Here is a 22,376-nt window from a genome sequence, read left to right as displayed (position 1 = left end):
CCTTTACTTTTTATCTACTTTTACTGATATTGAAACGAGGCTGTCCCTTTACTTTTGGGACAGCCTCGTTTCATTCATCAAGAACATTCTATTAATAATGCCTTATCGAAGAAATATAAATATTTTTGCTTTACGGGTTGCTTCCATATTTCTTCTAATGCTTTTGCATAAAGATCTAGTTGTACCTCATAACGGCTGCCTAAACGTTTTTTTGTATCAGCTGAAATATCACCATAAATCGTGTCTGTTTTATAATCTAGTAAAATCCAGCCATCCTCATAAGGAATGAGACAGTCAATCACACCTTGAATTAACACTCTTTCCTCCGTATTTTGCTGCCAATCATGATAAACCTCATCTGCTTTTAGTGTGAAGCTAAACGGAACCTCACGGTGGACATTTGTCGATTGAATGACATGTTCACCTATATCCGTTTCAAAAAATTGTTCAATAGCATTTACATCAATGACGTCTGCTTCTTCTTGCGTAAGAATCTCTTTGACAACCATATGCTGTACAAATTCACTTATTTCAAATGCACTCCATTTTTTGGTGAACGGTAAGTGCTGCATGACAGCGTGCATGGCACTACCTTTTTCAGCTGCCGTTAGCTTTTTTTCTTTTTGGAGAAACTTAGGACGTTTGATAATTGGTGCTTGATACGTTTGTACGAGCTGAGAATCACTATATTCATCTTTAACTTCTTGTTGACGTTTAATTTCCGTTACCGTTTGTTTCGCTCGATACACAGATGCATCCTTATATGGGTACCTATACGATAGTCGTTTTTGCACTTTTTCATCAAGCTCATCAACCGTAGTAGGGACTGGTTCCCATTGCTGGATGGATTGCTTTAAATTCTTTTCCTGCTTTTCTTCGAGCTCTGTTCTATTAGCAAACTGACTTCCATGCATAAGCTGGACTTTCCACCTTGAAGGATCCTCGCGAATTGTCTCCGGAATTAGTGTACTAACATCAATTGTTCGTAATGCTTCCCCCTGTTGGTGGCGAATTAAGGCCGGTCCAACCCAATCAAGATAGGTTTTTGATTCTAATCGGTAATGGGCTGGCAGCACCCAATCTTGGTGTTCAATAACCTCTTGCCACTTTTCTTGCTTCTTCTCGAATGAAGCGACATTACCAACCATTACTAATTTTTCTTTTGCTCGTGTTAAGGCTACATATAGTACTCTCATTTCCTCAGCCCATAGTTCACGCTGCTTTTCTTTTTTTAAAGCATGAAAAGCTAAAGTCGGATAAACGATTCGTTTTTCCGGATCAATAAATTTACTACCGAATCCAAGATCTTTATGGAGGAGATATTTTTGACGCAAATCCTGTTGGTTAAATTGCTTATCCATTGCTCCTAAAATAACGACAGGGAATTCAAGACCTTTACTTTTATGAATCGTCATAATTCGAACAACATCTTCTTGCTCCCCTAAAGCTCTCGCAGCACCTAAATCGTCACCCTTCTCTTCCATCCTTTCAATAAATCGTAAAAATCGAAACAAGCCACGGAATGAAGTAGCTTCATACGTTCTTGCTCGATCGTACAGGGCCCGAAGATTTGCTTGGCGCTGTCTTCCACCAGGGATACCACCGACAAAATCATAGTAGCCTGTTTCACGGTATATATGCCAAATCAACTCAGAGAGTGATCCTTGTCGTGATCTTTTGCGCCAATCTTTTAACTGCTCAAAAAACTGCACAACCTTTTGCGTTTTCTCATTGTCTTCTGACTGCTTAACAAACGTAGTTAATGCATCATAATAAGGAGCACGTCTCTTCGCAAGGCGAACTTGGGTTAAATCCTCTTCATTTAGCCCAACGATTGGGGATCGCAGGACAGATGCCAATGGGATATCCTGCTTTGGATTATCAATTACCTTTAACAGGCTGAGCATAACCTTAATTTCAATTGCTTCAAAATAACCTGTCGATAGCTCTGCATAAACAGGAATTCCTTGCTGTTTTAATTCTTCTGTAATGGTTGGTGCCCACGTCATCGAACGAAGTAAAATAACGATATCACGGTATTGCAAATCACGTTGTGTCCCTGTTCCTTTATCAACTACTTGCATAGGCGCATCGTCTTGATGACCAATCCATTTTTTAATCATGTCACCATACGCTCTAGCTTCGATTTGCGCTTTCTCAAGATCTTGAAAATTCTCTTCTTCTTTATTATCAGTTGGATCATCTTCTTGAGCCTCTCGATCAATAATCACGAGTTCTGCATCTGCATCATTTAAAACTATCTGATCATAAATGTTGTTGGCGTAAATTAATTCAGCATCTTGATCGTAGTCAATTTCACCAACCTCTTCATTTAGCAGTTGCCTGAATACATAATTGGTTGCAGATAACACTTGACCTCTGCTTCGAAAATTTCTCGCTAGATCAATTCGTTTTCCAGGGTTGTCCTGATCAGAAAATCGTTTATATTTTTCAATAAATAACGAAGGCTCTGCATGGCGAAAACGGTAAATGCTTTGTTTCACATCACCAACCATAAACATATTGCCGTTTCCTTCTTGATCCGAAATAAGCGATATTAATGTTTCTTGGACTAAGTTTGTGTCTTGATACTCGTCAACTAATATTTCTGTATAATTCTTTCGCATTTCCAAAGCAACCGCGGAAGGCTTGTTCATATCAGGTGTCGATGTATCATCAAGCAAAATATTCAATGCATGGTGCTCTAAGTCTGAGAAATCTACTAACGCTTTTTCCTTTTTTAACTTTGTGTATTCCTGTCTAAATTCTTTTACAAGAACCGTTAATTGCTTAATCGTAGGGTACAAACTTCTCATATCCTCTAAATAGGAGGATAACTTGCGTGAAAACCAATCTCCAGCAAGGTCATTCCAGCGTTTTTTGTAGCTGTTTCTTAATGCTTTTACTTTTTCCTTTTTTGCATCGTCACAGTCCACTTTTTTTCTGGATAAAGCTTTAAATGAACCTTCTGAAAAGACAGCTTGAACCTCGTCCCACGAGAATTGTAATGCTGCCTTAGCCTGATAAATCAACTCAAAATCCGCTTCAATCGCTTCCGCATAGTGATACGGTCCATCGCTTTCTTTCGTCAGATCCATGGCCGCGCTCGCTTCTGCTTCCATTGCATCCAACTGACTGGCCACTTCTCTTTTTAAAATACGTAACCACTCAATCGATGACTCATCTTCCTCCTCTGTGACATCGTACATACTTGTCATCGCTTCTAACCAAACGTCAGGTGATGGGTTTTGCATAGCAAAATCATATAATTTTGAAATTAGTTCCTCTACATCTAAATCACTTCGATCATTAGAGAACCGGTCAACGACAGCAAAAAAGGCTTCTTGTTCGTCGCCTTCCTTGCCGTACCATTTTTCGAACAAATCCTCCAATACTTCTTGACGAATCATATCTGCTTCCACGTCATCTGCAATACGAAAGCTCGGATCTATATCCAATAAATACGCGTAACGTCGAACTAAATCCATACAGAAAGAGTGAAGGGTTGAAATCGACGCCCGTTGTAGTAAAGATAACTGCTTCTTCAAATGAATCGAATCTGGATTTGCATCTAAGGCTTTTTCCAATGCTTCCCCTACTCGATTCCGCATTTCTTGAGCTGCAGCATTCGTAAACGTAACAACTAACAAGGAATCAATATCGACGGGATTTTCGCGATTTAGTAATTTCTGAATAATTCGTTCAACGAGGACAGCTGTTTTTCCAGACCCCGCAGCTGCTGCCACTAAAATGTCACTACCACATGCATAAATAGCTTCCTCTTGTTCCTTCGTCCACTTAGGCATCTTTATCCCCCCTTCGAGCAATTGCGTCTAGAACATCGTCATCCTTTAATTCCTGTAAGCGTCGGAAGTTGTTCTCCTCAAGCGTAGGATCAAACTGACAAACGGACCGGAAATCACAATACGTACAGGCTGTTTGCTGCTTTTGCTGATAAGGATTTAAATGCACATGACCTGCCGTAATATCCATACCCGCTTGTGCCATCAACTCTCGGATGTATCCTTGCAGTTGATAAAAGGTTTCCACTTGTGCGGTATTTGAGCCTTTACGGAATTCTCCATCCTTTTTTAAACCGGCTGGAACAATTTGACTCGAGCCACTATCTAAGCTTGTATCCATCATTTTAACGATATCTTCATCCTCGACTAATAAACCTTGCATTTTAAACTTTTTAAATAACTCCTTCTCAATCGTTGTATCATCAAGCTTTTTGTTTCCCGAAATCATTGGATTATGAACGTGGAAGTATAAAACTCCAGCAGGACTTGCTTTCATCCCTAACCATTTTTCGGCATTTGCCAATACAACGTCTAAGTAAGCTAACATTTGTAGGGTTAGCCCATAATAGACTTCGCTCATATTTAACCCTTTTGAGCTAGATTTATAATCTATAATTCGTAGAAACAAATTGTCCTGGTTCATTGCTTTATCAACCCGATCAATTCTTCCCCTCAGCATTAGTTCAAAACCGTTTGGTAGTTCTAACGTGGTCGGTGAAAGGTTGTTTTCACCTGTACCAAAACCTAATTCCAGACCAACCGGAGAAAATTGACTCTTTCGTGACTGTTCACTTAAGACATACGTAGCTCTGGCAACGATATTTTGTAACTTTTGTTGAATATACTGATAACGGTTCGAGCTATGCAGAATTTGATGCTGTAAAACAGACGCAAGGCTTTGAATGGCTCTTTGTGCATATGCTTTGGAGTCGTCATGATAGATTTCGGAAAAATCTTTTCCCTCCTGCTGCACCCATTCGGTAATTTTTTTCAACGCTTCATGAAAAAGCTGCCCAATATCCGGTGCATCAAGCTTATATAAACGACGATTTTCCAAGCCTAAACTATAGCGAACAAAATGCTGATACGAACAACGGTGGTACATTTCCAACCTGGAAACACTCGCTTTTATTTGCTTCGGATAAATCTCGTTCACTGTTTCCTCGGATAGATTCGTCGATGTATTTTTATAAAACAAGCTCTGAAGAATTCGATTTGTCGTTCCATTCTTTGTACGATGGGTAATATACCAATTCAACACATTCCACCAAATATCATGAATTGGATAGCCTCTAAGATTTCGTGCTAATTGTGCCGTTAGTGCAGATCTTGTTTTGATTGGTGTTGTTACAAACCGGTCTGCATCCAGCATTTCCTCGGCATCTTGAAGCAATAAATGATGACAATTTGGGAATAAGTCTTCGATTCTTTTCAATAATTGCGATGGGACCTTTGACTTTCCCTCTTCATCGCTAAGTGGATAACTAATCCATAGCTTATCCTTTGCCACATTGAAAGCCAAATAGACATAAAACCAATCATCTAATAATTGACGTTTACTACCGTCAGCAAGCTGGAGTCCATGGTCAGCTAACAATTCCCTTTCTTCCTCAGAAATCATTCCATCTGAGGAAGGCTTCATCGGCCATATTCCTTCGTTAACACCAAGTAAAAACGCGCACTTCACTCCGCCTATTCTGGAACGATCAATGGAACCTGTCACAACGTGGTCCATACTCGGTGGAACATGAGCAAATTTCAACGATTCAAATCCAGTTTCCAATGTTGATTGGAAGATTTCGAGTGACATCTCTTCATCCCCAACTACTTCTACCATTTCATCCAACAACTGAATGACAGCATCCCATACCTGTTCTTGCTCCCGTCCGCGTTCAATTCTTCCTTGCTCATCCAACTCATCCCGTATTTGCTCCAGCTGCTGGGGAACACCAATCGACTCCAACCACTCAAACAAAACAGAAGCCTTTTCTTTGATTGTGGATGCTTGTCTTATTTGTTCATCAAACGATCGCAACGCATCGGCAACTTGAAATCGATATAAATTAATTCGCTGTTGTACTTCTTTTTCTTGATCCGTTTGTGAAGCCTGATTAAAGCCGCGGAAACGTTGAAACACCCACTCTAACTCACTCAGCCAGCGACTTCTTCCACGGACACCATATTCGAGCACGTAATTCTCCAATTCATCAATAGCTTCATCATTTAACGAATATTTTGAATTGGTGGTAGGAATGAACCCTGTTTTTAATAAACGGAATACGGCGTCATAGCGCCAGTTACCCGTAACAACATCTAAACCAGACCGGATTAACTCTATGAGCGGGTGGTTCATCATCGTTCGCTTCTCATCAATAAACACTGGAATACCGTAGTCACTGAATACCGTATCAATCAAATCATGGTACACATCGGTTTGTCTAATTAAAATAGCAATATCCTTATAGCGATAATTTTCTTCTCGTACAAGGTGAAGGATTTCCTGGGCAACCCCTTCTACCTCTGCCCTCGGATGAACAGCCTGGGCGATTTGTATTGGAACATCGCCTTCATATTTAGGAGCAGGTCTCGTATCAAAATATTTTTCCAGATGAGCAAAATATGGTCGATCCCGAAACATTCCTTCTTCCTCATCGATTAGAATCGTTTCCTTGATCGGAATATCGTTCTGCTTTGCTAATTCAGTCAGCATCTGATACGATTCTTTCGTTTGACAAAATAAGTCTAATTCCGATATATCATGATCGTCTGGTTGGTCCAGCGTCAACGTTACGGATACATCCTTCACCTTTTTCAGTAACGCTTCGACCACTAACAGCTCCTGGGGGGTGAAACGATGAAATCCGTCCAAATAAATTTCTGCTCCATCTAAGAAATCTGCATCTTCTATTTTGTTTGCTAAAAGTTGGAGCTGATCTTCACTATCAATATACGTATCCTTTAAAGCAAAAACTAGCTTTTCATAAATATAATAGAGATCATCCAGCTTGTTCCTTAAGCCGATTTCTCCCTGATATTTATGCTGAAAATTGTCCATGTTCTCCAGTTGGGTTGCTAGTAACTCTGGTGTAATTCGGTATCTTTTAAACTCGGTAATCATAGACTCCAATTGGTCCATAAAGCCTTGCTTTTCAATCGCTTTTTGAAACACTTTCCATTCTGAGCTTCGTTCTTCTGTAATTTTCCGAAGCATCATCTGGATCCCAGTAGAGCTAATAAATTTTCTTGTTCCTCCACCTGTTTCTTGAAGGACACGCCATGCTAATCGAGAAAAACTAAATACTTGTGCTCGGATACTTCCATGGATATTTTTATCCTTTAATAGCGCATATTCTTGCTGAAACGTCATTTGATCTGGAACGATATAAATGATTGGGGCACCATGGGGCTCTGCCATCAATTTTTCCTTAATTTCTTCTAAAAATCGCGTGCTTTTATCTGCACCTGCCTTACCAACCAAAAACCGAATCCCCATAGTAAGATTCCTCCTCTTTATTGCACATTTGTCTATTTGTTTCATATAGTGAATTAACCAGCTATATCTGAGGTGAGGTCATGTCACAGCAACGATTGACAGCTAGTATATTCATCTATTGTTCTATTTTTATAGCAAGTAGTATTTATGTGATGATACCACTTCAACCACAACTGGCTGATATGTATCATGTCTCCTTATCATTCGTATCTCTTTCTAGTACCTTATTTGTCCTACTTTACGCATGTGGCCTACTAGTATTCGGTATACTAGCAGAAAAATTTCCATTACGGAGTATACTGCTTACTGGTATGGCCTTTCTTTGTTTGGTCACCGGAATATTGATGACAAGTAATACGATCCATACCGTTGTCTTCCTCCGAGGGTTACAGGGTTTTTTTGCTGCAAGCTTTGCACCTGTTACATTTGCCTATTGTTTTAAGCACTTTGAGGGAAAGCTGCAGGCATTTGTTATTGCAATGGTTAATACAGGTTTTTTATTTGCTGGTGTATTCGGACAAATGGTTTCTAGTTTTTTTGCTGCTTTATTTTCCTACCAAGCAGTTTTTGTTGCATTTTTTTGCTTTTATATTACTTGTTTTATTGGTTTGTCTACTACATTACAAGCTTCTGAGCCCAAGCAAACATCTCAAATAAAAGATTGCTTTACTTCCATTTTATCATGTTTTAAACAGCAAACATTACAAAAGCTTTACGTTATTGCCTTTTTCCTACTATTTACGATTATGCTATTTTATGGTTCCTTTGAAATTTTCATCTATCGCGAGTGGAGTGATTTCCCTTTTTCCTTACAATTGTTTCGTATTATTAGCTTAGTTGGTATTATACCAGCGTTTTATGCCAGTAAACTAATGACACATTTTGGAGCGATATATATATTGAGGATTCAACTTATATTAATGGTGATTGGGTTTATACCTGTGCTTATTTCCTTACATGTGGTAACCGTATTATTTGCTTCACTAATGATGATCACTTCTACATCGTTATCCATACCAATGGTCGTCTTATTAGTAGGAAAAAATGCAAGATCACATCGATCAACCGCCGTAGCTGTTTATTCTTTTGTTCTGTTAGTTGGCGCTAGCCTAGGATCGACATTAGCTTCCGTATTCTCGTTTACGATGATAACCATGTTCATTCCAGTTGTTTTTCTCATCCTTTGTCTTGTTACTTTTCGATTACCACAAAATGATATATAAACCATTATAGAACAAATGTTCGTTTTGTTCAACTATTCCAGTTTCCACTTCCCTATTCGGAAATTTTATTCTTTTGTTATAATAGTATTAATCTAAAAGTAGAAAGGGGTTAGGGGTTATGGATTTAGGTTTAACTGGAAAAGTAGCAATGATTACTGGAGGTAGTAAAGGGATTGGCTTAGAAACGTCTCTTCATTTAGCATATGAAGGAGCAAAAGTTGCGATCATCGCACGAAACGAAGAAGGTTTACAAAAGGCTGCTGCATATATTACAGAAAAAACAGGTACTGAGGTCTTGCCAATTCAAGCAGATGTAACGAAAGAAGACGATTGTAAACATGCCGTAGTTAAAACAGCTGAACACTTTGGACGGTTAGATATTGTCATTAATAATGCAGGAACAGCTAATGCAAAACCCTTTGAACAAGTTGAAACCGCTTTATGGAAAGAAGACTTGGATTTAAAATTATTTGGAGCTATCCACTGCTCAAGATATGCACTTCCTTACATAAAAGAAGTTGGCGGGGGTTCGATTGTTAATATTACTACTTCCTCTGCAAAAACACCTCCTGCTTCAGGCTTACCAACAAATGTAAGTCGTGCAGCTGGTTTAGCTCTCACCAAAGCAATGAGTAAGGATCTAGCCTCTGATCAAATTAGGGTTAATACCGTATGTATCGGATTAATTCGAAGTGATCAGATTGAAAAAATGTGGAAAAAAGTTGCTCCCGATAAGACATGGGAAGAGTTTTCTAGTGATCCTGGCCACGGGATTCCATTAGGTCGAATTGGAAATACAGAAGAAGCTGCTAAAGTAATCACTTTTCTTTCATCAGATGCCGCTTCTTATGTCACAGGTACATCTGTAAACATTGATGGAGGAAAAGGTGCTGCAATTTAATCCATCATTGCTATTGCTTTTTAGGACAAGGTAAAAAGAACGTGAAAATGTCTCAGTAGATTCTGAGCCATTTTCACGTTCATAATTAGGATGAATCGGTTGAAAGTATAAGTAAACCGTAGTCATATTGCCACTTAGGAATAGATTCCGGCCCCTACTATTTCTCCAAAATATAGAAATCATATACTTTACTTTTAATATGATAAATTACCATACAATGACTGTTACTTTTTTAAGTAAGGCCAATCCTTATCCCAATACAAAGGTCTTATTTGTAATGTCGGCTTCCCTTCATTCAAGGCATCATAGGCATGATTGACAAGAATAGAGGATTCACCATCACCGGAGAAGTAAACGGCACAATGACCAGGTCCTATCCAACGATTATCCCCAGCATCAATCAACGTTCCGCCTCCCTCCATCATGGAGACTCCAGCTTTATCCATATATGGTCCTGTGATATCCTTTGATCGTCCAACGACAATATTGTATGTACTATCTACGCCCCGGCAGCAGAAATCATGTGATACAAATTGATAATAATAGCCGTTACGATACACGATGAAAGGCGCTTCAATCGTATTAGGCTGTTCTGTTCGACTGGAGATGGACAAGAGTTCTGCACCTTCCTGAGGCTTCATCGTTTTTGGATCCAATTTAATCAATTTATTACCTGACCAGAAGGAGCCGAAATTTAACCAAGGCTGGCCTTGATGATCAACAATCAAATTAGGATCAATCGCATTATAATTATCTTCAGCTGTTGAATGAATCACATGCCCCTTATCTTTCCAGCCATAATCTGGATGGTTCGGGTCAAGCGTTGTATTTGTTACTAAACCGATTGCAGACGTATTCTTTCCGAATGTAGAAACGGAATAATATAAATAGTAAACACCATTATAAAGAGAAATATCCGGAGCCCAAAGACTCTCATCTTCTTTTTCAGGTACATACGCTTTACACCACTTCGGTAAGCTTGGAAAAATCGAACCTTCCGCCTTCCAGTTAGCTCCATCTTCTGACGATTTCATTTGCACTCCTTTACCAGTATGAAATATATACCAGCGATCCCCCTCTTTAGAAAACACAGGATCGTGTGCCCATAATTGACCTTTCAGATTCCAGTCAATCTCGTAAAAGTCAACGCTTTCAAAAGCTTCTGTATTAAACATAAGACTTTCTCCCTTCGAATCCTTTTAGTAAAATGCCTACCCTTGAGTGTGAATAGTTGTTTTCTTATGTCTTAATCATTTATTTTTCAAATATCCTCCTCTACTATTTCAATAGAAAAGGTGCAATCTCCTTCTCACAGATAACTGACCGTTAACTTAAGTATAAATTTTGACTACCCTGAATTACTTCTCTGCTAAAATTAAATTTTTACTTTCATAACGTGAAAATTAGGGTACTAATCGACGTGCGATTTGTACCCTAATTCGAATGCGGTTTTATTGTTTTCTCTTTGATCACTGAACCGTTGCCAAAAGACTGCCTCTTTTAAAAATCAGTTAATCAGCTCGAAATCTTCCGATGTAATGAGCTTTGCTAGTCTTAAATTAGCTATCGCTATCTGTGCATAGGTGATTTTATTTTGTGGCCTGAAATTATTTTCATCGTTTTTAGTAAGAAGGCCTAACGATTCAGCAAGTACGACATATCCTCTATATTTGCCACTAATCTGATTCACATCATTAAAATTGTAATTGAAAATTTCATGGCGTTTTGCTACTGCATCAAGGCCAAGTGCACGAATATACCAATAAGAAAGGTTTTCACGTGTTAAGTTTTCATCCACACCAAATGTTCCCTCATCCGTCGATAAGATACCTGTCTCCACTGAACGAACAATAACATCGTATAGCGGGTGTTCACTATCTATGTTTGTAAACGGACTCTCTTCTCTATTTTCTGCGTATGGGCTTTGATAGATTCGAGTAAGAGATTTAGACAGGATTTCTAACGCTTCGCCCTTTGTTAAAATTTTATCGCCATTAAAGGTTTCTGGATCCTCAACGGTTATAATGTTGTTGTTAATCATGAAGTTAAGCTCTTCTTCAGCCCATGGGTGACTGATGTGAATGTCCTCATTCGGACTTTCTTGTCTGCCATAAGGATCACTGCTTTCCCATTCTCCTGAAACTGCATTATAGAAGGATGGCTCTCTATTATCATCTCTAAGGTAGTTGAGTTTATACTGCAATGTTTGGGTCTCTGTATCTGTTTTTCCATTTCTTCGTTCATCAACGTAATACAATTTCAAATCGATATTTCCTTTAATAGCTTCTAGCGCTGTTTCTTTGCTTACGGCATCCTCAACAGCAGGCCATTCATCGACTTCACTGCGATTGACATTTAATGACACTAGACTGCCATCTTCCTTCGAGATACCGACATTGATACTATCACCAGCAACGATTAGCCCGTCCTTTACACGCGGAAACGAAAAGTAGTGCCGATCACTTCTCCCATAAATAACATTGTTAGAAGTAATAGGATAGGCATACTCATCCATATTTGTGTAGGCATAAGATTCAATATAATCGACAGCAATTTCTACTGCTTCTTCCATTGAAACATTCTCATCTACTTCTTCATTAGGATTATAGTTTCTTGAAGCTGAGAATCTAAGAAGCTCACCGGTATCTTTTTTTATTTCGATCGATGACCCGTGACCACTATTGCCTGTGCGATACATATACCGAATCTCATAAACCTCTGTACCATCAGGGTTTTCTCGTTCCATTACTCCTTCAATATGGAGGGTTGTCCCTTCTTCGTCGGTTTCAAGGAGTTTTTTAGCTAACTCCTTCGCCTCATCTTTAGTAATAGGATCTGCAGACTTCTTATCGGCTGTAAGCATCTTAATCTCTACCTCTTCTGAAAACTCGTCAACATATTCGCCGTTCATTTTATATTTTCCATCTTTTGCTGATATTCCTTGTACCGCTGGTATTTCACGGTACGTTAAATAGGCAGTTCTTTCACGTGTCTCATAATTTAGTCTGATCATGTATTGCAATTCAATAGCTAGGTCCTCTTTTAATTGGTTTAAAACAACGTCTTTTGATAGCAATCCTGTAGCAGCTTCATATTCTTCATCACCGCTTTGACGTGGTCCATTAAACTGTGTAATTTCACCATTACCTAAGACGGTAACGGAGGCAGTTTGACTTTGAACAGGTATACCATCCTTCAGCTTATCAAAGGTAAACCGGTATTCAATTGGCTCTGTTAAAGGAAGGTTCCTGTTGTGATAGTACCTATTTGCATCTTCGTTCAACTCATAGCTTCCGCTTGGATTCACTTCCTCAATAAATGCCGCTGCTAGCTTTGCTGCGTCCTCTTCGGATACTTTCGGCGGGAAAAGTGCATCTGATCGATTCTCAGGATTGTAGTAGAAATGGGAAAGCTCAAGGTCTTCACCAACAAACTCAAAACTTGCATGTGTTGGATTATTCGTTGAGCGCGGGAAATAGGAAACTCTAAATCTCTCAATATCTTGTTCTTCTTCTGGGTAGTACGGGGTAAATTCTAGACGAAAATCTTCTTCAGAGGCTGACCCGAACTTCTCAGGAAAAATTTCCTTTATTCTTGAAACTAGCTCTTCAATTGAGACGGAAGCTTCCGTTTCTTCTACGGATGAACTACTGTTACTCGTCCCATCCCCTTGCTCGAATTGAATTGATTCTGAATCGGTTGTTACTGATTCTGCTGCATTGGCAATTGGTGCCATTCCACCAAAGGCAATTGCAGAGGAAAGTGTAAGTATACTTACCTTTTTCCATTCCATATGTAAAATTCCCCCTTTTTGTCAACTTTAATTAGTATAACATAAAACACTCCAATTTTTACCAAATAAATACAAAATTAACCACACAAAAAATCTGCTATGACATTGTGCTGTGTGATAAGTGCGTGATCAAATAGTCGGTAAATTAGAAGCAAGCAGGTCGAGACGACGAAGCTTCTGAGGACAGAAGTACGAGCCAACGAATAGAGATGCGCCGCTTATCGTTTGGTGACTTTATGAACACCCTCTATAAGAATCGTTTTCTCTCTTCTGGAGAAGGCAACATACAACTTTCTTTTTTTCCAAACCATTTATATCGATTTTGGGCAATAATTTCATAAAAGAAGTCTCTAATAGGTACTGGTACTGCCAAGAAAAAATAAGGGAATTTCCACAAGCCTTTTAAATGCTTGCAAACTCGAAGGGCTGCCGAAGATTTAAGATAGTACTTGTTATTCTCTATTAGAACGAAACTATCAATATCTTCTGGAGCATTATATTGTTTCATCAGCTTTTTTCCAACATCACTTTGCAAGGAGGCAAATTTGAAGTATGCTTCAGGATCTCTTTTGATTATAAACTGAACACTTTTATCACAAAAATTACACTCTCCATCAAATAAAATTATCCTATCCATATCAATCTCCTTCCCCCTTGGAACAACAGCTGAATTATTTGTTCTAATGGTATCTAAATACAATCGGTGCGGATACAATTCTTTTGTAATGTTTTCTTCGCTTTGATAAGTTACCACTTTGCATAAATAGGAGTGAGAATGCTTCCCATAGAAAGACCCAACCACCTACCGTTAAATTCAGTGAAATGAGTTCTTGAATAAGCTTATTTTCTTCTGAAACCTGAAAATAGGTAGACACTATTGTAAACATCATAGATATCAAAATATAAATGACCGATTTTTTTCTATTTTTCTTCGTTTGCTTGGTTATTAAAAAATAACGATAATTAAAATAATTACGAACACCGGTTTCTATGCTTTTTTCCATTTTATTATCTTTTTTTTCATCTTGCATAACAAAAATCAATTTTATTTTATTTCGGGAATCAATCTCATACGAAAATTCTTCCAGAAAAGACTTTAGACTGGAGTCCAAATCTCTGATATTGTAGACAGAAGAATCCCAGGTATTAAATACTTCATCATAATCCTTTAAAGCAATTTCGATGATATAGTCACCCGAAACTGGGTCAACTGTATAAAATTGGTCTAAGAAACTTTGCTTCATATAATTTTAACTCCTCATTTTGCCATAAAACATGAAGAATCCTATCCTATTGAATTCTACGTCTCTTCCATTAAAAGGTTCCCAATTTAAACGTATAAGTAAACATAAAGTTCCAATTCATGTTTTTCTGCATTGTGAAAGCAGAAAAGGATTACTAGATTCTTTAAAATGTGGAATAAGGAAAAAACCGGACAAAACTGCCCGGTCCTTTATTCTTCACACTATTTTTTCACATAATGGAAATAAGCAAAATCAACATGACCACCAATTTGCGTAGTCGCATAATTAAACAAGCCAATACGGTAGCCCATAAAATGATCTAGCGTATACTTCATTTGCAGGTCATTACCAATTTTATACCATTCATCTCCATTTTCTGAATAGTAAAATTTCGCGCTGTCTATACTATCCTTAAAATTAAAATCTATCTTTACATACATATGATTTCCTTCAAAAAGATTCTTTTCTACTATTTCTTCCCCACCATTTCCATCATTTACAGACATGGTTACATAGGTTTCTCCGCTTTCCGCAACTTCAACCCCAACGGTTCCAAAGCTATTCTGAAGTGCAACCAATCCGGCATGATCACCCGGTTTCATGCTTGAAATATCCATCATGGTTGTTCCCGAACAAGTTGGACCTTCCGTTCTTTGAGTTAACGTATTACGTGCTTGTAGAATACTGTTTGTTAAATAGCCTGTTTCCAAGCGCAGATATCCTGGTCGTTTCGTGAATGACCATAGCGCATTATCTGGATTATGATTCCACTGCCAATTGAATGCAAGCTTATTTTCGTTATAATTAAACTCATCACTGATGACTAACGGCTTACGAGAAGAAGCAGGCAGGTTAACTTCAAACTCTTTTGGCGCCTTTCCGTCTATTCCTATCATCGGCCAGCCGTCCTCCCAGGTAACCGGTAAAACATAAGGAATACGGCCAACAGCATCATGGTCTTGGAACAACATTGCATACCACTCATGCTCGTCCGTATCAAAAATGGCTCCTTGTGCAATTCCTTTATTCTGGTAACCCATATCATCATCAAATATCACTTTACGCTCATATTCTCCTAAAAGCTCGGTTGATCGGTAAGCTATTTGTCTTCTTCGCTTATTTCCCTCTGTTGGCCATTCAATGAACAATAAATAATAATAGCCATTTAGTTTATAAGCATGGCACCCTTCACACCGCAGGCCTATCCCTTCTTTTGGCGTTTCCAACAATAATTGATTTACGCCACCAGGTTTTACTGCTGTTAAATCTTCCTTCAATTCAGTAATACGAATATCTCCACAGCCATAGATCACAAACACTCTATCTTCATCAAATAGTAAAGCCGGATCATGATAGATACCTTCTATAGTAGAGCGCTTCCATTTACCGCTTTCAATATCCTTTGTTTGATACACGTAAAACTGCCCCATATCATTACTTGAAAAGCAAAGGTAGAAAGTATCTTTATGATAACGTAAGCTTGTGGCCCATTGCCCTTGTCCATAGATACCTTTTCCATCCAATAAATTATGGGCATTATTATCCTCTAAAGTATTATACACATATCCAATAATCTCCCAATCAGCTAAATTTTCAGATTTCATAATTGGACAACCTGGCATGGAATGCATACTCGTACTAACCATATAATAAACTGTTCCAACTCTTATGACGTCTACATCGGGGACATCCGACCAAAAAATAGGATTGGTTAAAAGGCTTTTACTCATTAAAATATTAAATCTCCTTTTTCTATGTATTTTAAAGGACTCCTCATATTGGGTGTACTTTAATCGAGAAGGTTTTCTAACCACTTCCCATTGTATAGTTACTCTCCCTTATAAACAATGCATTCTTCATTTTTCCGCTCTGTTACAGGATATGATATCTAGTATATTTTTGACATAATGCCAAATGGAAATGAACATGTTGAGAAAACAGATACTTAGATTATTATTAAAATATATCTTCTAAAAATGAATGATAAAAAGAGTCAACAAGCATGTCTATTCTGCGTGAAAATGGATGCTTACTCTTTATAGGTAGTTTAAATTTTGAAATAAAAAATACGATCGAACAAACAGTAAGAAAACAAGTTAACAATGGTCTTTTTGTAAATAAAGAGCTGTACACAAACATCATTAAATAGATTAGACTAGACCAAAAAATGTTCCAACCATGCTTATACTGAATCATTTTTTGTTTATGTACAACGTATTCAACGGAACTAGCCCCCAAAACCCATTTAATAATATGCGCGATTCTCTCTAACAATGATTTTGGATACTTAGATAAAAATAAAAGAACCAATAATGGTGTTACAATAATCACATGAGCTGCTCTTAATAACTTCCAATTGAAACCCATTGGGGTAAATTCCCAAACAAGGTGTCTTCTACACAAATAATAATAGAATACATTTATGAAACTAACGTATGCTAAACTTTTGTAATGCTTCGGAAAAAGCCGCCATGTTTTCCCGAAAATATTAAACACTAAAATACTTAGTATTAAGATTGTATGTTTAAGCCCGAGTTTCTGTTTCATATATTACTCCTTTATATGTATTCTTAATACTAGTTTCCCTCGGTTCTTACAAAATATGTAATCCCACTTTTTAGCTGCATCAATGTGATTCCTTTTCAGAGAAAGATTTAGAAAAGAAATAAAAAAAGAGAGAATCCACACACTGGGGTTCACTCTTTCATCTAAATGTATTTACTTCACAAAATTAATGGCTAATTCTGAGAATGGCCAATACCGAACATCAACTTTGCCTACAACCGTTTCTATATTAACAAAACCAAACGCCCTGCTATCCAAACTCTCTCTACGGTTATCCCCCATCACAAATATCTTTCCCTCAGGGACTTGCATTTCACCGGTAACTTCCTCTAATGTGAAGTCGTTCGTTAGCAACTCGCCATCGTTTGTGCGATAAGGATCTAAATACCTTTCTTCTATTGCATCCCCATTTAAATACAATTGATCATCTTTATATTCAATATGGTCTCCTGGTTGACCAATTACACGTTTTACATAATCTTCTTCTTCATTCGCATGAAATACAATCACATCAAACCTGCTGATATCTTTAATGCCGTAAATCACTTTGTTTACCATTAGTAGGTTTCCGTCATACAATGTAGGTTCCATTGATTTACCATCCACTACATAACTGGCAAATAAATAAGAACGAAAAAATACAGCTAACAGCACCGCAATGGTTACCACCCGAATGATCGACCAAACTTTTACCTTTTTCATAATTTTTTCCTCCAAAGGTATCTATGTATATCCATTTTACCACGAAAAATGGAATTTTAATCCTCTTTTGCATCAAAATGGGCTTGTTTGCTCGTCCTTTTTTGTAAGCGCTTTTCTACATATTTTCCAATTACCCAAAACATCACAATTCCGACTGCTACCACAATAGTTTTTACTGGATTTTGGGCAAACGACATGATGCTATCTCCAATATAGGAAATGGTAAAAATCATAACTGATTTTCCCAGCAACACTGCTAACACAAACTGTTGAAAGCTTATTTTCGATAGTCCCGCCACAATGTTAATAATCGCTGATGGAGAAAACGGGAAACACATCAGTAAAAAAAGTGGACCAAACCCATGTTTTTCTAACCAAGTAGTGACACGCTTTACTTGTTTGTTTCTTCGGATCCATACAAAAAATCGTTTTTCACCCAACTTCCTTACAATTATAAATACGCAAATAGCTCCGCCACTAGCACCAATCCAAGATAATAAAAATCCTTCGAGTAACCCATATGCAGCTGCGTTTGTCATAACAAAAACAACTAATGGCAAGAAAGGAAGGAAAGCTTCAATAAAAGGAAGAGCAAATCCCGGTATCGGGCCTAAGCTTTCATAGCTTTTAAGCAGTTGAATCATTAAATCATCGAACCTATTATCCTCAATTAATTCTTGTATATCAGATATATCCATATTTTCAATATTAATATTAAATAAATACATGCCTCATAACTCCTCTTGAAACGCTAAGCCTTTTTAGTTTTTCTAATTTCATTTTAAAGTAAACAAAGAAAATTGCCTATTGTTAAACTTTATTTAAATTCCGTCATTTTTTGTTTTCATTTGCATATAAATAATGTATAATAGAACATATGTTCGTTAAGGAGGAAAAACAATTGCGTTATCTCAGCGAAGAAGAATATCATTTAGCTTCTCGTTTTTTATTCCTATCCATGGCAATCGTCGTCATTCAACGAGACATTCAACACATCGAGAAGGGAACAACCTTTAAAATTAAAGAGCCTTTCATCGAACTTCTTAATAAAATGGAATATGCAGCAACAACCGAAAGAAGAGAGTTGCGCAAAAAAATGACTCAAAAGCAACTTCAAGTAATAACCTTAGATAAAAATGACTCTTTTTCCTCATTTCTCTTTCTATGTAAAGGGAGAGAAGAAAAAAGAAATTATTTCAATCCAGCAATCCGTAAAAAAGTAGAAGTCCTATTACAGGAGCTTATGAAAAAAGCACTTGCAGTCTCTCACGTTGAAAAATAGCACGTGTAAAAAAGAGCGTTCGATCACGCTCTTTTTTATTCATCTATCATGTCTTCCAGTTCGCCAATTTCTTTTTGTCGCTCATCATACAGCTTTCCAAAAAAATCATTGAGACTATATCTTATTCCCAAAGATTCAATTTCAAAAATTTTTTCCCCATTTTCTTCTTTAATAAAAAATTCACTTTCTGTTAGCTTTGTGATGATAGACGGGTCTAAATCACCCTCAATTAACTCCGTACCAGTATTTGTTAAACTTTTCCCTTTATCAATTAATTGCTGTGGATTAACATTAAAAAATACAACTAAAACCAATCCGATGACCGCAATTGTCATAGCCATTTTAAATAATGACTTTACAATACTAACGATAATGGAAGCTACGACTATAATAGCTAATATCCCCAATAAGGAATGTTCCTCGAAAAGATTTGTCAATGCCTCCAAAATGATGCTCCTTTCATAGTTGCTCCGACATGTTTCTATTTATTAACATATTTTTCATCAAAATAAATGATTTTAAACATACATTTATATGTTTTCATTAATCTGCTAGAAAAATCGACAAAATCTGGAGTGCAATTGCTAATGGGGGAAAGCATTAGCATTCAATTTGCTTTCAATCGATAAATTCTGAAAGTAAAACAAAACAGATGCCAAATAGCTTGGCATCTGTTTTGTGCTCTTGGAATTTTTCGCTCTAGTCTTTACCCCCGATGGTGAAACTTAGTGAGTATAGCATGATGATTAGATCTTAGCTCCTTTGAAGATCGTCGAACAAGTACTCCATTTCATAAAGCATTATCATTAATTGAAGGGCTCTGCGACTTTATCAGTTTTAAATAGATCCTTAATGCGTTTATCTAATGAATAGCGAAATTGTGCTGTACGCTGAAGTTGATTCATTAATGAACCGTAGGAAACCTTTACTGTGACCGTACTTCCATTCTTAAAGAGGATGGTGGTATGTCGATCAGGGGCTTTCAGAATTTTTTCAATATGTGAGTGAGAAATCCATGAACAATTAAGACTCTGAGGAGATGAAGTTGGGAAGAAATACATTCCACTTAAAGGATCGATAGAAATTGGTGCTTTGTGTGTAATTCCGCAAATATCCTTTGTCCCTTCTTGTCTTCCTTTAAGGCTACTTCCAAAGAATTTGCATGCTAGGTCCATTACCCTACTTGGAGATTGTCTGGCATAGAAGGTTTCATCATCTTCCATAATTCGGGATATGTACCGACCATCTACTTGTTCTGCTAATACTGCTAAGGTCAGAGGAGTTACTTCATAATTTAACCGGATATCGTTTAACAACTTTTCATCATTCCTTTTTCATATAATAAGGAGCAATAACCTATCACCAAGGGAGCAATAGACTAATACTAAGGTACCATAACCAATGTAAAAATGGAATATTTTTCTATGGATTTTTTTGTAAATATTGTAAAAAAGTTAATTATATACAGGTTATTTGTTGAAATTTGACGAAAATCGGAGGGGATCATCCAAAAGTTCTTCATGGATAATAGCAAAACCGATGTTTTCTTACTCAGATTGAGAGCAGATTAATAGTAACGTATTATTTGGTGACTGTTTTAACATCCTCTATAATAAAAATAAGGAGGTCAACTATTTATGTGGAAAAAAAGAAAGCTACAAAAAAAACAAGAAGATTATCAAGTAAAAGACATCTCTTTGTCAGAATTAAAAAAAGCAATTCAAGAATACAGTTTACAATTACCAGATGGTGTTCCTCTAGGAATTATTGTAAACGAAGATTTAAGTCTCGATTACAAGCTATTAGCCCCGTATTTAAAAGGAATACCCAGAAAAAAGTACTATATGTCGAAAGAAACTTATGACATTTTTGAAGAACAAGATTATCAACAAGCGCTAGACTTAGACATGATACAGAAGGCTGTAGATGATTACATCATGCAAACAGACGAGTTACCTGTTATATCAGGTGATCCATACAAAAAAGTCAGTTTTCACAAGCTTGAAAGATTACACTTAATTCCATACCGTCCTGAGCATCCCTTATACATTTCAAATGAAGAAGACTTAGTCACATATAAGAAGCCCGACTAATCTAGCTTGCAAGTGAAGTTAAAGGCTTTTTTATTCCCGTTTCATCCTCTCTTGTTCGACAAGTTCCATTCTTTCCAGCGTTGGAGGATGACTGTATCGTATCCACTTGACCCAAAATACTGGATTTATGTCGCTCTTTGACTGAATCGCTAGTCGTTGATAGCTTTGTATTGCGGAATCTAAATTTTCCGTATGCGCAATCGCATATTCATCTGCAGAACGTTCGATCTCCCTGGAAACATACATCGATATCGGTTGCGCAGCGGTCGACAGCAACGAAACCGTCAGTAAAAGTAAAGGAATAACTCGTAAATCCCGTTGATTACTAAATTTCGAATGACTACGAAGGATCCGACGATAGATGAAAGCTCCTAAATAAAACAAGAAAAAACTAAACACTAAATAACCTGCTACTCCCAAATAGACATGATGTTTCACATAGTGGCCAATTTCATGAGCAAGGATAAACATAATCTCATCTTGCTCCATACCATTCAGAGTTGTATCCCATAGAACAATCCGAGCATTTCCGAAAATACCAGTTACGTATGCATTAAAGGTAGTTACTTTCTCACTCATGTTTACTTGTAGCAGTGTCGCATCTTCTAAACCTACTTGATCAACAAACGATTCAATTTTGCTTTTCAACGGACCCTCTTCCATCTCATTGTAATCTTCATATAATGGATCAATCCAAACTGGTTGAATGTAAACAACGAACACAGTCGCTGGAAGGACAACCAGCCATAAGAAAAACCACCACATCCGATTAAATTTCGCCATAAATAACCGTATAACGACTAAACCTAGTGAAAGGATAACCCAGTAAAACATTAAATCTAAGCTCATTTCAAAAAGCCAATCATGAAACGGCTGACGGCTAGTACCTTCGATGTGCGTTTTTCTATACCATAATAGATTAAAAGGAAATCGTATCAACCCGTATAGAACAACGACAACTAATGAAAAAAGAACTACTTTCAACCATTCTAATCTAGCACTTGCCTGGAGTTTTTCCAGCAACGTCCTGCCCGACACACTTTTATATAATCCATAGAGTAATATCCATTCCATCGGTAACTTTGAAAAATATACCGCATGGGCAAATGCCGCATAATTAGAATTACTAAATGACTGTAAAGGATAGAAATATAAAAAATAGCTCCAAATAATGATCAAATAAATGAAATAAGCAACAATGATCTTTTTCATAGGCACCTCTAATTCATCAGCAGGATTATTATATATGCTTTGAAAGTGAAAAAGGAAGAGGCTGA

The 22,376-nt window shown here is 37.3% G+C and carries 17 protein-coding genes; 4 read left to right on the top strand and 13 right to left on the bottom strand.

Annotation, left to right across the window (positions count from 1 at the left end; translation table 11 throughout):
- Positions 1 to 77 precede the first annotated feature (77 nt).
- Positions 78 to 3,806, bottom strand: a complete 3,729-nt coding sequence (addA, locus tag JOC48_RS09680) for a helicase-exonuclease AddAB subunit AddA (protein WP_204499140.1) — start codon at positions 3,804 to 3,806, stop codon at positions 78 to 80.
- Complete coding sequence (gene addB / locus JOC48_RS09675; protein WP_204499139.1) at positions 3,799 to 7,296, bottom strand: helicase-exonuclease AddAB subunit AddB; 3,498 nt, start codon at positions 7,294 to 7,296, stop codon at positions 3,799 to 3,801. The genes addA and addB overlap by 8 nt, the downstream gene beginning before the upstream one ends.
- Positions 7,297 to 7,376: 80 nt before the next feature.
- Between addB and JOC48_RS09670 the strand changes: the two genes are divergently transcribed.
- Both JOC48_RS09670 and JOC48_RS09665 read left to right on the top strand, forming a co-directional pair.
- Positions 7,377 to 8,519, top strand: coding sequence for an MFS transporter (locus JOC48_RS09670; RefSeq protein ID WP_204499138.1), 1,143 nt, complete (start codon positions 7,377 to 7,379; stop codon positions 8,517 to 8,519).
- A 118-nt stretch (positions 8,520 to 8,637) separates the two neighbouring features.
- Positions 8,638 to 9,420: an SDR family NAD(P)-dependent oxidoreductase gene (locus tag JOC48_RS09665; RefSeq protein WP_204499137.1), complete on the top strand. Its 783-nt coding sequence runs from the start codon at positions 8,638 to 8,640 to the stop codon at positions 9,418 to 9,420.
- Positions 9,421 to 9,644: 224 nt separating this feature from the next.
- On the opposite strand, the gene JOC48_RS09660 is transcribed toward JOC48_RS09665, so the two are convergent.
- The 8 genes from JOC48_RS09660 to JOC48_RS09625 form a co-directional block, all read right to left on the bottom strand.
- The gene (locus JOC48_RS09660; RefSeq protein WP_204499135.1) at positions 9,645 to 10,595 is read right to left on the bottom strand and encodes an arabinan endo-1,5-alpha-L-arabinosidase; all 951 of its coding nucleotides are present in this window, start codon (positions 10,593 to 10,595) and stop codon (positions 9,645 to 9,647) included.
- Positions 10,596 to 10,927: 332 nt separating this feature from the next.
- On the bottom strand, positions 10,928 to 13,213 hold the full coding sequence (locus JOC48_RS09655) for a PepSY1/2 domain-containing protein (RefSeq protein ID WP_204499133.1): 2,286 nt from the start codon (positions 13,211 to 13,213) through the stop codon (positions 10,928 to 10,930).
- Positions 13,214 to 13,460: 247 nt separating this feature from the next.
- A complete protein-coding gene (locus tag JOC48_RS09650) occupies positions 13,461 to 13,850 on the bottom strand; it encodes a thiol-disulfide oxidoreductase DCC family protein (RefSeq protein WP_204499131.1) in 390 nt (129 codons plus the stop codon).
- Between the two features lie 43 nt (positions 13,851 to 13,893).
- Positions 13,894 to 14,457, bottom strand: coding sequence for a hypothetical protein (locus tag JOC48_RS09645; protein WP_204499128.1), 564 nt, complete (start codon positions 14,455 to 14,457; stop codon positions 13,894 to 13,896).
- Between the two features lie 221 nt (positions 14,458 to 14,678).
- Entirely contained in the window at positions 14,679 to 16,187 is a 1,509-nt protein-coding gene (locus tag JOC48_RS09640; protein WP_204499126.1) for a glycoside hydrolase family 43 protein, read from the bottom strand.
- Between the two features lie 226 nt (positions 16,188 to 16,413).
- Positions 16,414 to 17,004 carry a CBO0543 family protein gene (locus tag JOC48_RS09635; RefSeq protein WP_338024267.1) on the bottom strand — a complete coding sequence of 197 codons (591 nt, stop codon included), beginning with the start codon at positions 17,002 to 17,004 and terminating at the stop codon, positions 16,414 to 16,416.
- 171 nt (positions 17,005 to 17,175) lie between these two features.
- Positions 17,176 to 17,724: a signal peptidase I gene (gene lepB / locus JOC48_RS09630; protein ID WP_204499122.1), complete on the bottom strand. Its 549-nt coding sequence runs from the start codon at positions 17,722 to 17,724 to the stop codon at positions 17,176 to 17,178.
- Between the two features lie 56 nt (positions 17,725 to 17,780).
- On the bottom strand, positions 17,781 to 18,452 hold the full coding sequence (locus JOC48_RS09625) for a TVP38/TMEM64 family protein (protein WP_204499121.1): 672 nt from the start codon (positions 18,450 to 18,452) through the stop codon (positions 17,781 to 17,783).
- 173 nt (positions 18,453 to 18,625) lie between these two features.
- Here JOC48_RS09625 and JOC48_RS09620 point away from each other — a divergent pair, with 173 nt between their 5' ends.
- Positions 18,626 to 19,006, top strand: a complete 381-nt coding sequence (locus tag JOC48_RS09620) for a YhjD family protein (RefSeq protein ID WP_204499120.1) — start codon at positions 18,626 to 18,628, stop codon at positions 19,004 to 19,006.
- A gap of 35 nt (positions 19,007 to 19,041) precedes the next feature.
- On the opposite strand, the gene JOC48_RS09615 is transcribed toward JOC48_RS09620, so the two are convergent.
- Both JOC48_RS09615 and JOC48_RS09610 read right to left on the bottom strand, forming a co-directional pair.
- Positions 19,042 to 19,452 carry a hypothetical protein gene (locus tag JOC48_RS09615; protein WP_204499119.1) on the bottom strand — a complete coding sequence of 137 codons (411 nt, stop codon included), beginning with the start codon at positions 19,450 to 19,452 and terminating at the stop codon, positions 19,042 to 19,044.
- A 360-nt stretch (positions 19,453 to 19,812) separates the two neighbouring features.
- Entirely contained in the window at positions 19,813 to 20,322 is a 510-nt protein-coding gene (locus JOC48_RS09610) for a competence protein ComK (RefSeq protein WP_239584288.1), read from the bottom strand.
- 321 nt (positions 20,323 to 20,643) lie between these two features.
- On the opposite strand from JOC48_RS09610, the gene JOC48_RS09605 reads away from it, so the two are divergent.
- Positions 20,644 to 21,099, top strand: a complete 456-nt coding sequence (locus tag JOC48_RS09605) for a DUF3939 domain-containing protein (protein WP_204499118.1) — start codon at positions 20,644 to 20,646, stop codon at positions 21,097 to 21,099.
- A 30-nt stretch (positions 21,100 to 21,129) separates the two neighbouring features.
- Here the strand turns inward: JOC48_RS09605 and JOC48_RS09600 are convergent, their stop codons facing one another.
- On the bottom strand, positions 21,130 to 22,311 hold the full coding sequence (locus JOC48_RS09600; protein ID WP_204499117.1) for a M48 family metalloprotease: 1,182 nt from the start codon (positions 22,309 to 22,311) through the stop codon (positions 21,130 to 21,132).
- Positions 22,312 to 22,376 lie beyond the last annotated feature (65 nt).

It is taken from the genome of Aquibacillus albus, from assembly GCF_016908325.1.
Classification (GTDB): Bacteria; Bacillota; Bacilli; order Bacillales; family Amphibacillaceae; genus Aquibacillus_A; species Aquibacillus_A albus.
This window is presented reverse-complemented; position numbering and strand designations above follow the sequence as displayed.

Bases quoted from the DNA above. Each gene is read 5' to 3' on its own strand.
- JOC48_RS09640 (WP_204499126.1), bottom strand. From the start codon at position 16,187: ATGAGTAAAAGCCTTTTAACCAATCCTATTTTTTGGTCGGATGTCCCC.
- addA (WP_204499140.1), bottom strand. From the start codon at position 3,806: ATGCCTAAGTGGACGAAGGAACAAGAGGAAGCTATTTATGCATGTGGT.
- JOC48_RS09600 (WP_204499117.1), bottom strand. From the start codon at position 22,311: ATGAAAAAGATCATTGTTGCTTATTTCATTTATTTGATCATTATTTGG.
- JOC48_RS09645 (WP_204499128.1), bottom strand. From the start codon at position 14,457: ATGAAGCAAAGTTTCTTAGACCAATTTTATACAGTTGACCCAGTTTCG.
- JOC48_RS09625 (WP_204499121.1), bottom strand. From the start codon at position 18,452: ATGTATTTATTTAATATTAATATTGAAAATATGGATATATCTGATATA.
- addB (WP_204499139.1), bottom strand. From the start codon at position 7,296: ATGGGGATTCGGTTTTTGGTTGGTAAGGCAGGTGCAGATAAAAGCACG.
- JOC48_RS09605 (WP_204499118.1), top strand. From the start codon at position 20,644: ATGTGGAAAAAAAGAAAGCTACAAAAAAAACAAGAAGATTATCAAGTA.
- JOC48_RS09635 (WP_338024267.1), bottom strand. From the start codon at position 17,004: ATGAAACAGAAACTCGGGCTTAAACATACAATCTTAATACTAAGTATT.
- JOC48_RS09650 (WP_204499131.1), bottom strand. From the start codon at position 13,850: ATGGATAGGATAATTTTATTTGATGGAGAGTGTAATTTTTGTGATAAA.
- lepB (WP_204499122.1), bottom strand. From the start codon at position 17,724: ATGAAAAAGGTAAAAGTTTGGTCGATCATTCGGGTGGTAACCATTGCG.
- JOC48_RS09660 (WP_204499135.1), bottom strand. From the start codon at position 10,595: ATGTTTAATACAGAAGCTTTTGAAAGCGTTGACTTTTACGAGATTGAC.
- JOC48_RS09655 (WP_204499133.1), bottom strand. From the start codon at position 13,213: ATGGAATGGAAAAAGGTAAGTATACTTACACTTTCCTCTGCAATTGCC.
- JOC48_RS09670 (WP_204499138.1), top strand. From the start codon at position 7,377: ATGTCACAGCAACGATTGACAGCTAGTATATTCATCTATTGTTCTATT.
- JOC48_RS09665 (WP_204499137.1), top strand. From the start codon at position 8,638: ATGGATTTAGGTTTAACTGGAAAAGTAGCAATGATTACTGGAGGTAGT.